9 protein-coding genes and 1 pseudogene are annotated in these 13,209 nt (G+C 54.8%); all 10 read right to left on the reverse strand.

The window, feature by feature from the left end:
- Nucleotides 1-4: 4 nt before the first annotated feature.
- Nucleotides 5-817 carry an ABC transporter ATP-binding protein gene (locus VQ830_RS07120; protein WP_337267389.1) on the reverse strand — a complete coding sequence of 271 codons (813 nt, stop codon included), beginning with the start codon at nt 815-817 and terminating at the stop codon, nt 5-7.
- Nucleotides 814-1,815, reverse strand: coding sequence for an ABC transporter ATP-binding protein (locus tag VQ830_RS07125; protein ID WP_337267390.1), 1,002 nt, complete (start codon nt 1,813-1,815; stop codon nt 814-816). Before VQ830_RS07125 ends, VQ830_RS07120 begins: the two co-directional genes overlap by 4 nt.
- Before the next feature lies 1 nt (nt 1,816).
- Nucleotides 1,817-2,674 (reverse strand): ABC transporter permease, encoded by an 858-nt coding sequence (locus tag VQ830_RS07130; protein WP_337267391.1) that lies wholly within the window; start codon nt 2,672-2,674, stop codon nt 1,817-1,819.
- A gap of 3 nt (nt 2,675-2,677) precedes the next feature.
- Entirely contained in the window at nt 2,678-3,682 is a 1,005-nt protein-coding gene (locus tag VQ830_RS07135) for an ABC transporter permease (protein ID WP_337267392.1), read from the reverse strand.
- A 123-nt stretch (nt 3,683-3,805) separates the two neighbouring features.
- Nucleotides 3,806-5,710 carry an ABC transporter substrate-binding protein gene (locus VQ830_RS07140; RefSeq protein ID WP_337267393.1) on the reverse strand — a complete coding sequence of 635 codons (1,905 nt, stop codon included), beginning with the start codon at nt 5,708-5,710 and terminating at the stop codon, nt 3,806-3,808.
- 78 nt (nt 5,711-5,788) lie between these two features.
- The gene (arfA, locus tag VQ830_RS07145; protein WP_337267394.1) at nt 5,789-7,297 is read right to left on the reverse strand and encodes an arabinosylfuranosidase ArfA; all 1,509 of its coding nucleotides are present in this window, start codon (nt 7,295-7,297) and stop codon (nt 5,789-5,791) included.
- 227 nt (nt 7,298-7,524) lie between these two features.
- Nucleotides 7,525-8,451, reverse strand: a complete 927-nt coding sequence (locus VQ830_RS07150) for an ArsR/SmtB family transcription factor (protein ID WP_337267395.1) — start codon at nt 8,449-8,451, stop codon at nt 7,525-7,527.
- 241 nt (nt 8,452-8,692) lie between these two features.
- On the reverse strand, nt 8,693-9,946 hold the full coding sequence (locus VQ830_RS07155; RefSeq protein WP_337267396.1) for a DUF6250 domain-containing protein: 1,254 nt from the start codon (nt 9,944-9,946) through the stop codon (nt 8,693-8,695).
- Between the two features lie 73 nt (nt 9,947-10,019).
- Nucleotides 10,020-12,077, reverse strand: a complete 2,058-nt coding sequence (locus VQ830_RS07160) for an O-linked N-acetylglucosamine transferase, SPINDLY family protein (RefSeq protein ID WP_337267397.1) — start codon at nt 12,075-12,077, stop codon at nt 10,020-10,022.
- 182 nt (nt 12,078-12,259) lie between these two features.
- Nucleotides 12,260-13,209 (reverse strand): annotated as a pseudogene (locus VQ830_RS07165) (beta strand repeat-containing protein); the annotation flags it as partial.

Here is a 13,209-nt window from a genome sequence, read left to right on the forward strand (position 1 = left end):
TCCCTTAGGTTTCAGCAAGATCAGGCGAAAGAACCGCTTCTTTCAGTTTGATTGAATAAGGGTGCTGCGGGTTGTCGAGAATGGCGCGCGCCTCGCCCTGCTCAACAATTTCTCCTTTTCGCATGATGACGATCCGATCACTGATATAATAGGCGGTGGCGAGATCGTGGGTGATGTAGACGATGGACAAACCCAGTTCTTTTTTCAAACGGCCAAACAGGTTGACGATTGCCATGCGCAACGATGCATCCACCATAGAAACCGGTTCATCGGCAATCAACAGCCGGGGCTTCGGCAAAAGGGCGCGGGCAATAGCAACACGCTGTAGCTGGCCGCCGGACAACTCGTGCGGATAACGACCGCGAACTTCTGCAAGCGTCAATCCGACATGCCCCAGCGCTTCGTCCGTCAACTGCTCCAACTGAAGTTTGGAGATCGCGTCTTTGGACAGGCGGATATTTTTCGCCGTTTCAAAGAGATAACGATCGACAGTTTTCAGCGGATTGAATGCCTCGAACGGGTTCTGCAGCACCGGTTGGACATCAAGCATCAAGGCTCGGCGCTCACGGCGCGTGCGAAAAGCAATCGGCTTCCCTTTGAAATCCAACCGCCCGCTGGTAGGCATGGTCTGTCCGAGGATCATCGCCGCCAAGGTGGATTTTCCCGATCCAGACTCACCGACAACGGACAGGATCTCGGGATTGTCGGCCGAGAGGGAAAAAGAGACGTTCTTTACCGCTGTCAGTTCGCGGCGTCCCAGCAGGCCACCTTGCCGAAAGATTTTGACGACGTCCTTTAGCACCAGGAGATCGCTCATACGGCACCTCCGGTCACAGCAAAACACGCCACACGCCGCTGCGGCTCGACGGCGACCATCGGCGGCACCTGCTTGCTGCAGATGTCCATTCGCAGAGGACAGCGCGGGTGAAAGCGACATCCTTCAGGCGGCTTGGCAAGGTTGGGAGGGCGCCCTTCCAAAAACGGGCGCTCTTTCGTATCGCCGATGCGAGGCAAGCTTGCGATCAGATGCTTGGTGTAGGGGTGAAGCGGCTTTGCATAAAGCTGTCTCGTTGGGGCTTCCTCAACGATGCGGCCGGCATAGACAATGGCAATCCTGTCCGCAATCGCAGCGTGAACGGCCATGTCATGCGTGACAAACAGGAAAGCGGAGCCCATTTCCTCCCTGATCTCCCGAATCATCGTCAACACGTCGCGTTGAACGATCACATCGAGCGCCGTGGTTGGTTCGTCCGCAATGATGAAGTCCGGGGTTAAGATGGTGGCGAGAGCGATGGTGACACGCTGGCGCATACCCCCCGACAGTTCATGCGGATAGGCATTGAGAAGCGATGGATCGAGTTTCAGTCGTTGCATGTGCTCGCCGACCCGCTGAATGAACTCGGCCTTCCCCACCTTCATGTGACGGTACGCAAAATCGACAAAAGAATGCCGGATGCGTCGGACAGGGTTCAGGACGTTCATCGAGCCCTGCATTATATAGGATAGGTGTTTCCATCGAATCGAGGCGACCTCGTCTGGCGACATCGCATACAGGTTCTGTTCGCGATCGCCAAAGTCGAAGCGGACGTCTCCGGAAACAATCCGCAGTGGCGGTTTGATCGCGCCCGCGATAGCTTTGATCAGACTTGTCTTGCCGCTGCTCGATTCTCCCGCGACGCCGTAGATTTCGCCGCGACCGATCGAAAGAGAGACATCATCGACCGCCCTCACCTCCCGATCCATGCCGTACAAATAAACCTGGTAGTAGGCTTTTAGTTGATCGACCTTCAAAACAGGGCGGACGTCACCCGTCATATCAGCCTCCCATCCGATTGAGCCGGCTTCGCGGGTCGTTATATTCGTTGAGCGACATTGCCATCATGAACAATGCCAAAAACATGACAATAATGGCGAAGACCGGCGCTGCCACCCACCACCAGATACCAGCGACCAACGCGGAATGGGAATTAGACCAATAAATCATCATCCCCATCGTCGGCGTTTCCAGATCGGAAAATCCGAGGACGGCAAGGGTAATTTCCATGCCGATCGACCAGATCATATTGTTCATCGTCGTGGAAAAGATGATCGGCACTACGTAGGGCAAATGTTCCCGCACGATGATCTTGCGCATGCTCATGCCGGAATAGATGCTTTGCGTCGTAAACGGTCTTGCCCGTAGGCTCATTGCGACGGAGCGGATCAGCCGTGCGTCGTAAGACCAGCCCAGAAAGGCCATGAACAGGATCAGCAGCGTCCATGTCATGTTGTCTTTGAGAACGAAATAGAACAGCACCAGAAGCGGAAATTGCGGGATGACCATGATGCTGTCGTTGATTGCCATCAGGATGCGGTCGGTTGTTCCGCCCGCATAACCTGCGACCATTCCCACAACCAACGAAATGATGCGCGACAGAAATGCCACTGCAACGCCAAAATACAAAGTGTGGCGCAGCGCCACCGTGAGCTGCCAGAACACGTCTTGTCCGCGCGATGTTGTGCCGAGCCAGTAATCACCATCTGGCGGCATGTCGGGCGGTACGACGTAAAGTTCATTGGGCGCATAAGGTGAGAAGTAGGAAAGGATAATCAAAAAGAGGATGATCGAAAACAACCCGAACCCAACAGCAAATTCGATATTGTGGCGGAGAAGATCACGGAGGATTTTTAGCATCGTTCACTCCGCCCTGATCCGCGGATCGATCAGCGGACCGATGATGTCGATGATGAAAACAGCGAATGCAACGCCAATAATCGCAAGCACGCTAAGGCCGAGAACCAGACTGTAGTCGCCGGCTTGCACCGCTGAGATCAACAATGCACCAATTCCCGGGTAGCCGAAGACGATCTCCGTGATCACCGTTCCGTTGAAGATCGCCCCAAGCGACATCGCAAGACCGGTCAACTGCGGAACGAGAGCGTTGCGAGCGACATACGATCGCAGGATACGTCCTCTGCGCACGCCGCCAAGCTCCGCAAAGACGACATAGTCTTCCGTGACGATATTGGAGACGAGCGCCCGCATGCCCATCAGCCAGGATCCTGCGCCGATCAGAATGAGCGATAGCGCCGGAAGAAGCGAATGCTTCAGGATGTCGAGAACGAGATCGAGAGAAAAAGCCGGATCCCTATTCATCTCATAACCGCCGTTGATCGGCAGGATTGGCCAGACATAGCCGAAAATGATCAGGAGAACGAACGCAAGTACATAATATGGAATGGGCTGAAGCGCGATGAGCCCGAGGCTCATGAATTTCAGGATCATGTTCTTGCGATAATATCCGGCGAGCGCACCGATCAGATTGCCGAGAATGAAGGTCAAAACGGTGGACACTGTGAGAAGCCCGAGCGTCCAGGGCAGCGCCCTGAGAATGATCTGGGATACAGGCGTCGGGAACGCGGACAGGGAAGGACCGAGGTCGGCCGTCAGCAGTTTTCCCCAATAGGTCAGATATTGCTGCCAAAGATTGCCTTCGAGACCATAGAGCGCGTTCAAAGTCTGCCGCATCAAGGCGATCGCGTTTGGATCGGACTGTCCCATATTGGTGATAGCCGCCATGCTTTGCTCGACCGGATCAATCGGCGTGGAATGTGTAATTAAAAATGTGGTCGTAATGCCCAGAAAGACGACGAGCAGAAACTGCCCAAAACGCTTCAGAACGAAAATTGGATAGGATGTCACGAGTTCGATCACCCTCTTAAACAACAATGGCAAGCCGTTGACGGCTTCAGCGCAATGTCCTGCAAAGCCATGGGCTAACGCCCAAAGGGAGGCGCCGGCCGGATTGCCCGACCGGCGCCGCGTTCATTTACCGGTCGGCTTCAGCTTCACCATCATCAGCCGCGAATTCGCCCAGTTCGGTACGGGGTCGGTGTATGGGTCTTTGACGCTTGGATAGCCGGTCCAGTATGTCGTATCCATCGAGGTAAAGACGTTGTAAGACATCAGGGGGATGGTTGGCATTTCCTTGGCGACGATCTTTAGGTATTCGCGGCCGAGCTCGACACCCTTCGGATCGTCTGGCCCGATGGCACGGATTTGCTCGATCACCTTGTCGAGTTCAGGGCTCGACCACCGTTGCCAATTGCGCGGCGATTGGTTTTCGCCGGGCTTCGCCACGAATTCGGAATGCCAGCTGTCCAAGAAGTAGGACATATCTGGATCGCCGCCCCAGGTTTCAACGCTCCATCCGATCGCGCATTGATATTCACCGGTCCCTAGCGTCTGGAACAATGTCGTCGACGGTACCGCTTTTGCATCAATGCCAAACTGAGCCCATTGCTGGGCAATCATCGTGCCGGCGCGCGTGAAGACCGAGCGGGTATCACCTTCTACAGTCAATCTGATCTTGAATGGTTGGCCATCAGGCGTCATCCATTTCCCACCGACTTTTTTGAAGCCGGCTTTCTCAAGCAGTTCCCCGGCCGCTTTCGGATCGGCTTTCCACCAACCGAAGCCAAAGGCCCGGTTGATCGCATCCTGATCGCTTGGAATTTGATCCTTGAACTTCGGCTGCTTGCGCAACGTATCGGCGATCTGCTTTCCGATCGTTGGGTCGTATGGCTTGATTTTTTCCTTGCCCGTATCGATCTCAAACGCCTTTAGCCAATCCTGCATTGGCACCTGATATTGTTCAATGGCCGAGCCAGTCGGTGGAACACCGATCGCCGAAAGTGTTGCTGCGCCACGATAGCTCGCAAGATCCACAGCGCGGATATCAATCAGCAATGCCAATGCCCAGCGAACGTCAGCGCTCTTGAAAAGAGGGTCCTGGGCGTTGAACAGGACGGCTGGAAGCGTCGGATCTGGATGAGCGAAAGGAAAGGTCGGGAACCAGGTCTCGATGCTCTTGGACTTTTCCTTCAGGGTAAACATGCCTTCCGGCGTGTTGTCGTGGATGATATCCAGCTTGTGCTCGAGTTGCGCGATGGTGCGCTTATCCGGCGGACCTGGATCGACATAGGTTACATATTTCGGGCCGGGCTCGCCAAAGCGGGCAAGCGAAGTCCGTTGCCAATCATCGCGCTTTTCCCATGTGTACCATTTGCCCTGCGGATCGAAGGCCTTCAGTTTGTAAGCACCGATGGAGATTGGGTTCTCGAAATTGTAGGTCGATGGATCGGCCACTTTTTCGAAGACGTGCTTCGGCATGATCCAAGCGCCGTTCCAGCGCACCGTGAAGATGGCGTGGAAGCGTGAATTTGGCTTCTTGAGCTTGAAGACGACGGTATATGGGTCGGTGGCTTCGACGCTGGCAACCTGGACGTTGAAAGACGCGCTGCGGATCATCGAAGGATGCTCCATCTGCGTCTTGACGGTATAGACGACGTCATCTGCCGTGAACTCGACGCCATCGCTCCAGTAGATCCCTTTACGGAGCTTTACCGTCATCTGCGAGAAGTCGGCGTTGTAAATGGGTTTTTCCGCGGCCAGCGAATTATCCCATGCACTGTCGCCCAATCCTTTTTCGGGATCGATATACCAAAGCGTGTCCATGGTCAGCTGTTGCAGGCCCGTGGACCAACCGCCGCCCCCGTTTACCCAGATATTGAACCATCCAGGATTCTTGATCGAACTGCCTTCCGGATTTTCAACGATCAATGTCTGGTTGCGGGGTAGAGACGTGTAGTCATTATCTGCCTTAACGGTGCTGGCCATAAAAAGAGCGGACAGCGCCACACCCAAAGCCAGTTTCTTCAAAGAAGTCATGCTAGCCTCCCTCTAAGACAACGTACTTCACGAATTTCTCGGCTCGGTGCTCCTCCCAGCCGAAAGCTCAATCGTATATCAGACGGACAGCCTGATCAGATTATAGGAGAGTGGCTTCAGCGTTGCACGCAACCGCCCATCCTCTATCTTAGCATCCCCTCCCCGAACGGGAGCGACCTTCTCAGGTTCGGATGCCGTGTTGGTCGCGTTAAGATCATCGTGACGGATGGAAACCTGCTCTACGACGTGCGCTGCGCCGAAGCCCTCCAAACGTGCATCGAGATCAAGCGCGTCCGTCATGTGGCGGTTCACGATGAAGAAGGACAAAGCATTTGCCTCCTCGTCGTGGACAGCTGAAACATCGAGATAAGGAACATCGTTTTCCTCATCGCAATCATAGGTCGGACTATCGACGACAAGCCGAAGTGCCGTGCCTCGTCCATATTTTGAGGCAAAATAGAGCGGGTAATAAATTGTCTGACGCCAAGCGGGCCCGCCGTCTTGCGTCATGATCGGCGCGATCACATTGACGAGCTGCGCAATACAGGCAATACGAACCCGATCAGATCGGCGAATAAATGTATTCAAAATGCCGCCGACCTGCAGCACGTCCTCGAAATTATAAACGTCTTCGAGAAGATGCGGTGCATCTGGCCATTCGTTGCGCGCCAGGATTTCCTTGTCTTGTTGATTGGAATGATACCAGACATTCCACTCGTCAAAGCTGATACCGATCGTCTTTTTCGACCGCTTCTTTGCCTTGACGTAATCGATGACTCCGCCGACCGTCGTAATATAGCGGTCTAGCTTTTCTGCCTTTGCCAGATAGCCAAGCGTATCTCTCTCACGATTGGCAAAATACATATGCAGCGAAATGTAATCGGCGCTGTCATAGCATTCTGTCAGAACGGTCGCTTCCCAATCAGGATACGTTTTCATGTCCGAATGGGAGGAACCACAGACCACAAGTTCGAGCGAGGGATCAAAACCACGCATTGCCTTTGCGGTTTCATCGGCCAGCCGGCCATATTCATAAGCGGACTTGTGGCCGACCTGCCAAGGTCCGTCCATCTCATTGCCCAAACACCAAAGCTTCACATCGTGAGGCGATGCCCATCCATGCTTGCGACGCAGATCCGACCAATAGGTGCCACCGGGATGATTGCAGTATTCAAGAAAGTTCCGTGCCGCATCGAGGCCCCTCGAGCCCAGATTGACGGCCAGCATGGGTGCGGTATTGGCCTTTTTGCACCAATCGACGAACTCATTGACGCCAATCTGGTTTCGTTCGCGCGTACGCCAGGCAAGGTCGAGCCGGACAGGGCGCTCGCTGCGCGGCCCGATGCCATCTTCCCAGTTGTAAGCGGACACGAAATTGCCGCCGGGATAACGGCAGCAAGGCGTATTCAGATCCTTGACAAGGTCGAGCACATCGCGACGAAATCCGTCCTCGTCGGCAGACGGATGGCCAGGCTCATAAATGCCGCCATAAATCGCCCTGCCCAGATGCTCCAGAAAGCTTCCGTACAAGCGGTCGTCTATCTTCGAAACGCTGAAGTCACGATGCGCAACGACTTTAGCCTGCATGATATCCACCTCCCATGTATATCACATAAACTGATTTATTCCTGTTATCTTGATGCAGACGACCAAGAGCGTCAATAGATGAAGGTGCGGAAATAAAACTTTCGCAAATTATTGAAATTGTTGCGGTGCATGCAAGTTTTCGCAAGGAAATCGAGTGCTTTACCGCGATCGCTAACAGATCGAGATCCGTATTACTGGATGCTTTTATATATCACATTTAATGATATTTAAATCAGATGAAGACGCATCGTGATATCACGGCCGTAGTTTCCGAAGCCGCGACCGAAGATATTGATCCCGCCCATATGCTTGGCATCGTCCGCAATCCCAACCTTTAGTTTGATGGAGGAGTGCTGTTGCAGGTTGAGATCCAATAGTGTCGCCTCTGAAACGCGTACGCCGTCGATATGCGTGCCCCTGGATGTAATTCGCCAGGTTTTAAGCTTTCCGTATTGCGAGCCTTCGAGCTTCCACCAAGCCGGAGTAAACGCCCCGCGCTTGTCTCCATAGTCACCCGGCGAAGTCCACGTTCCGATCGCGATGCCATTCGCCCATAGTGTAATATCGGAAGGCCAGTCTGGGTTGGTGCCCGGCACTTCGGATGAGAGTTCCATCGCAAACTCGATCGCTTCGATTTCCCGATTTAAGATCTTGGCGTTGTTAGGAAATTTATATTCCACATATCCGCGGCCGAACCAAATGAGTCCAGCTTGCATTCTATTGGGATCCAAGAAATAATCGGGAACATCTAGAAGCCCAATAACGCCCTCCGTCGAGCACAACCCGCAAGGCGCATGCGTTTCACAGCTTGTGTAAAGCCCAACAGGCATGGCGACTTCAATCACGTTTTCCTGCGTTTTGCGGGCGGCGTCTTCGAAGCTGACCAAAATCTCATCGTAGAGAGCCCGACAGATCTTCTGGCTGCCCTTCCTCGCCTTCATCACCTTGGCTTCGACAAGACCTGCCTCTTCAAGCATTTGGATGCCAGTGGCTACCGTCGATTGCGGAAGTCCAAGCGCCTGCGTAATTTCATTGATATTCATTGCGCCTTTGCTGCACAACAGCTTGAGCATGGAAACACGTGCGGGCGCAGACAAAGCGCGCAAGATGCTTGCGTCTCTTTCGGCATTGATAGCCAGGAATCCCTTTTTCATACACGCCTCCCCGCTCCAATTAGTATATCAAATTTTTCGATACACCAACTGCTAAACAAAGGCCCGTCGTGGCGTTTTCGGAAACACCTCATCGCGAGACAGAGAATAAAAATTGACCGCAAAATAAGCGAGCAGCCGCCATTGAAACAGGTCAACTACGCTCACCCGACCTGCGAAGGTGAGACACGAAAAAGTTCGCCCGCCATGAGGCGGGCGATTTTGAAAGGCAAAAGTGCAGGCTTTAAGCGGCCAGCTGGGTCCGCATCAAGTCGCCATATGCGCTGATGAGACGTTCAACATTGAGCCCGCGTTCCTGTGGGCCAAAGCTCAGATGGCTGACGACAAAATCCTCATAGATCGCTGTCGGACGGTTCAAGAAGGTCGGTAGCCCGACCGTGAAGGCGTATTCGTCATCGCCCTTGGGCATTGCCATGTAGACAAGGTCTTTGCCGAGCCAGGAAATGAAGTTGATGGATTGGCGCTCTTGCCAATCGATAACAGGGCTTGGAAGCGGCAGGCGCTTGTCATTCTTCGCAAGGAAGAAATCATGCAACTGCTCAGCCCTTTCCGGGCTTTGCCAAAGCGTGCCGCCGAAGCCACCAGGCGGCCGTTCAAATTCGCCCAAAGTGTCTGGGAGCGTCCCGGCTGCCTGCTGCCAATAGGCGCAAACACCATTGTTAAGGACATTTGCGGAGACGACGAAATATTGCGGATTGTTCCGTCGGAACTCGATGAACCCACTCAACTTGCTGATATCGGCATAGACGATGTCATCATCGCATTTCAGGAAAATTGCGTCCGAGAACTGAGAAAGCCGGCGTGAATAGTAATCGTAAGCTCTCCAGTAGGGCATGTTCTCGCCTGGATTTCCGAGATAACGCTTCACTGGCGCGCTCACATCCGTCAGCTCCAGGTCCGCACCCCAACCACCGCGTACCAGAATATTGGCACCCTGAGGAAGCGGCAAATCGGACCATGTGCCAACGAGTGCCTCGTTAACGTAGAGTGAGGGCACGCCCTTGCCATCAAGCGAGAGCCTTACCTTGTTCGGTTGACCAGGCGAAATGATGCAGGGCGTCGTGCCAACCCAAACTGGCGCGATGTCGTTGCGATCAAAGCTTTTCAGGTCATGCGGCTTTATTTTGCGGATAGCCGAGTGCTGATTGTTCCAGCCGCCAACCACGACCTCAATGCAGTTTTCGGGGTCGTCGATCGGAACGAGAGCCAGATGAAGATCGTGCTCGATGCGGGCATCCATACGGAACGGCGAGTGCAACGACACTTTGCCCTTTGATTGGTAGTGCGCTTCCGAGGACATATAACGCACTGGCCCGAATTCGCGCGTGACCCATTCGTGATCTTCGGGCGAGCGGGTGAAATCCCACAGATGCCACTCGTCGATGATCCCATCGTCAATGGCTTTACGAACATAGTGGGTGAGAATTTCCATTCTCTCCTGCCGTCCGGCAAATGTTACAAGTATGACTGGCGCCATGATCCCCTCGGTAATGCGCTGATCGACTATTCTTGATCTAGATGAACTGGCATCTGCGGCCTGCCAAGCGGCCCTAAGCCCGCGAGGCCGCTTCCGCAGTCCAAAGCCGATCGTCAAATTGGATCGGCGCGTAATCATGGAGTCTTGCAAATTTGCTGAGGTAACGCTGCCGATAAGGGCCGTCTGCCTCAAAGCCGACGCCCTCCAAAACGACTTCCGCGCCGACTTCATAGTAAAGATCGAGATTACGCAGATCCGGCACTGGGGTTTCGCCGCGCTCGGCATCGCCCTGTATCTGCCAGAAGAGCTCTTCGAGCCGGCGAGCCAATCCCGGGATGTCGCGCAAAACGCTGGCATCACGGCCATCCATGATCTTCTTGCGGACCGCAGCAAGGCTTGGTCGATCCTGGAAGAAGGCGATGGCGCGGGCCACGTATTCCTCGGGCGTTGCACAAGCAAGTTCCGGAACGTTCGCTGCTGCAACGATGCTTGCACAGAAGCGAGCGGCAAAGCTTTTTCCCGGGACCGTGAGGATCGGAAGGCCCATGGTAATCGCATCGGCAGCCGTGGAGTGCGCGCCGTAAGGGAAGGTATCCAGGAAGAGATCGGCGAGACCTATGCGCGCCAGGTGATGTGCGTTGGCAGCCTTCGGGGCGAATATCAGGCGAGCAGCATCAACACCGTGCTTCACAGCTTCGCCACATAGACGCTGATGCGTTTCCTCTTCAGCCGAGAGCAACCAAAGCACGCTGCCCGGCGTCGCCGAGAGGATTGTCATCCAACGCGCAAAGCACTCATCCGTGATTTTTTGCATCCCGTTGAAGCATGCGTAGACGAAAGCCTCTTCCGGTACGCCCGCTTGCGCGCGTGTGGGCTGAGCCGCGATCGTTCGTTGACGGTCAAGCGGCTGGTTGCACGCGATCCTGAGAACTTTTTCAGTGTAATAAATCTCGCTTTCCGGCGGCACGATGTGCTCGTCGGCGATCATATACTGATGGTACGGGCTTGCCATTGTCCCAGGATAGCCGCAAAAATTGACGATGACAGGCGCTGGTCGGAACGCGAAAATCTTTGTCCGGGCGTGTTTAGTATAGCCGTTCACGTCAATAAGGATATCGATCTCATCGGCGACGATCTGCTTCGCAGCATCAAGATCGCTGACCCCGCGGATATCGCGCCAGCAGGAGACCGCTTTCATGATGCGCGACTGGGTTTCATCACCGTCGCCGCCTTCGCCGCAGTAGTAGGCATAGATTTCAACGCTCGTTTTATCGTGCAGCTCGAACACTTCGCGGAGCGCAAAACCAACGGCGTGATCGCGCAGGTCCGAAGACAGATATGCAACGCGGACAGGCCTGCCTGTTCCGACCTTTTTCCGCGGCAGATTCCGCGGCACAAGGGAGATATCGACAGGGGCACCGACCAATGTCTTGTTATAGCGGAAAGCCTTCCCCAACTGGAACAGAGGGTCGTCGGAATAGCAGCCCAATGTCAAAGGTGACATGGAATCGAGCAATTGCCGCGTGGTAACATGCAGGGAGCCGACGAGCACGGGCCACTTGCACTGCCGCAGGCGGAGTGCCGTCCAGTGTTGGCCAGCCTCTCTTTTGCTGGGCTGGAGCTCAATAGCTTGCCAGAGCGCCGCTTCCGCCTCAGCGAGACGCCCAACCGCCTCAAGGAGCCGGCCGGAATGTTCAAGACTCATCAGGCGATGATTGATCTTGTCCGCGTTAACCTCAGCCGTAGCCTCAAGATAGGTCCGCCATTGCTGGACCGCTTGGTCCGCAAGGCCGAAATCCTCTAGTGTACGGCCGAGATTGATGTGGGCCGGACCGAATTTTGGAGAGAGCGCTAGGCAGGTCCGAAGCGCATTTATAGCGCCGGCCGAGTCTCCCGATTGGCGCAACACCACTGAGAAATTGAAGTAAGCAAGGTGCGCAAGAGGATTGCCTTCGTTGAAAGCCACCCATGTCTTATAGAGCTCGATTGCTTGCGAGGCCTGTCCGGCGCCATTGAGAGTCTCAGCGACCTGGAACAAATCGCTGATCGAAAGGTCTCTTCTCCGAGCGCGGTCGAAAATGCCTTGCAGTGGATGAGCATCGCCAGAGTTAGACATGACGTTCGCGTTCATAAACATCCCATAGGTAAGCCGTCTCGGAGACATCGCGTGCACTGACGGTGCCGCGACTGCATACAGCTATAAGAGAGATAGCTTGTGTCTGGCTGTTCTGAGAAAGGTCATCAAGGATGTATAAATGATTGGGGCGCGTCCCTTAGAACGCGCCCCAGATCCTGATTTTAAGTCTCTTTGCCTTAGCTGTTTTCTGCGTAAGCAGCGATGAAGGCGTTCGTCTGGTCGTTGTTGAGCGACTGCACCTGGCTCGAAGTGAAGGCATGCAACTGAGTGGAACTCATTGCTGTGAAGTCTTCAGTCTGCAGGCCGGCAATTGCTTTGGTGGTAATCGCAGCAATGTCGTCCGTCGAGAAGGTTTTAAGGTCGTCGGTCGATAGAGCCATGATCGAGATCGAGCTTAGCGCCGCGACCTGAGCACTTGTCAGAGCCTCGGCCTGTGCCGTGCTGAGGGCACCGAGCTGAGCTGTGCTCAGAGCGCCGACCTGCAGTGACTTCAGACCGACGATCTGATCCGTCGTCAGGGCACCGACATTGTCTGTGCTCAGAGCAACGAGCTGCTTGCTCGACAGGGCGTTCAGCTGTTCAGTCTTCAGAGCTGCTGTCTGGGCAGTCGTCAGAGAACCGATCTGAGCAGTGCTGAGGACGGCAACCTGTGTCGACTTCAGAGCCGCAGCCTGATCCGTGCTGAGAGCAGCAAGAGCGTCTGTCTTCAGGCCGGCAAGAGCTGCCGTACCGATCGCAGCGATCTCATCCGTCGAGAAGGTCTTGATATCGTCAGACGACAGGGCTGAGATCGAAGCCGAGTTGAGGGCTGCAACCTGGCTGCTCGTCAGAGCAGCCGCCTGTGCCGTGCTGAGGGCACCGAGCTGAGCTGTGCTCAGAGCGCCGACCTGCAGTGACTTCAGACCGACGATCTGATCCGTCGTCAGGGCACCGACATTGTCTGTGCTCAGAGCAACGAGCTGCTTGCTCGACAGGGCGTTCAGCTGTTCAGTCTTCAGAGCTGCTGTCTGGGCAGTCGTCAGAGAACCGATCTGAGCAGTGCTGAGGACGGCAACCTGTGTCGACTTCAGAGCCGCAGCCTGATCCGTGCTGAGAGCAGCAAGAGCGTCTGTCTTCAGGCCGGCAA

The organism is Oryzifoliimicrobium ureilyticum (assembly GCF_037199735.1).
Lineage (GTDB): Bacteria > Pseudomonadota > Alphaproteobacteria > Rhizobiales > Rhizobiaceae > Rhizobium > Rhizobium ureilyticus.

Bases quoted from the DNA above. Each gene is read 5' to 3' on its own strand.
- VQ830_RS07120 (WP_337267389.1), bottom strand. From the start codon at position 817: ATGAGCGATCTCCTGGTGCTAAAGGACGTCGTCAAAATCTTTCGGCAA.
- VQ830_RS07125 (WP_337267390.1), bottom strand. From the start codon at position 1,815: ATGACGGGTGACGTCCGCCCTGTTTTGAAGGTCGATCAACTAAAAGCC.
- VQ830_RS07130 (WP_337267391.1), bottom strand. From the start codon at position 2,674: ATGCTAAAAATCCTCCGTGATCTTCTCCGCCACAATATCGAATTTGCT.
- VQ830_RS07140 (WP_337267393.1), bottom strand. From the start codon at position 5,710: ATGACTTCTTTGAAGAAACTGGCTTTGGGTGTGGCGCTGTCCGCTCTT.
- arfA (WP_337267394.1), bottom strand. From the start codon at position 7,297: ATGCAGGCTAAAGTCGTTGCGCATCGTGACTTCAGCGTTTCGAAGATA.
- VQ830_RS07150 (WP_337267395.1), bottom strand. From the start codon at position 8,451: ATGAAAAAGGGATTCCTGGCTATCAATGCCGAAAGAGACGCAAGCATC.
- VQ830_RS07155 (WP_337267396.1), bottom strand. From the start codon at position 9,946: ATGGCGCCAGTCATACTTGTAACATTTGCCGGACGGCAGGAGAGAATG.
- VQ830_RS07160 (WP_337267397.1), bottom strand. From the start codon at position 12,077: ATGAACGCGAACGTCATGTCTAACTCTGGCGATGCTCATCCACTGCAA.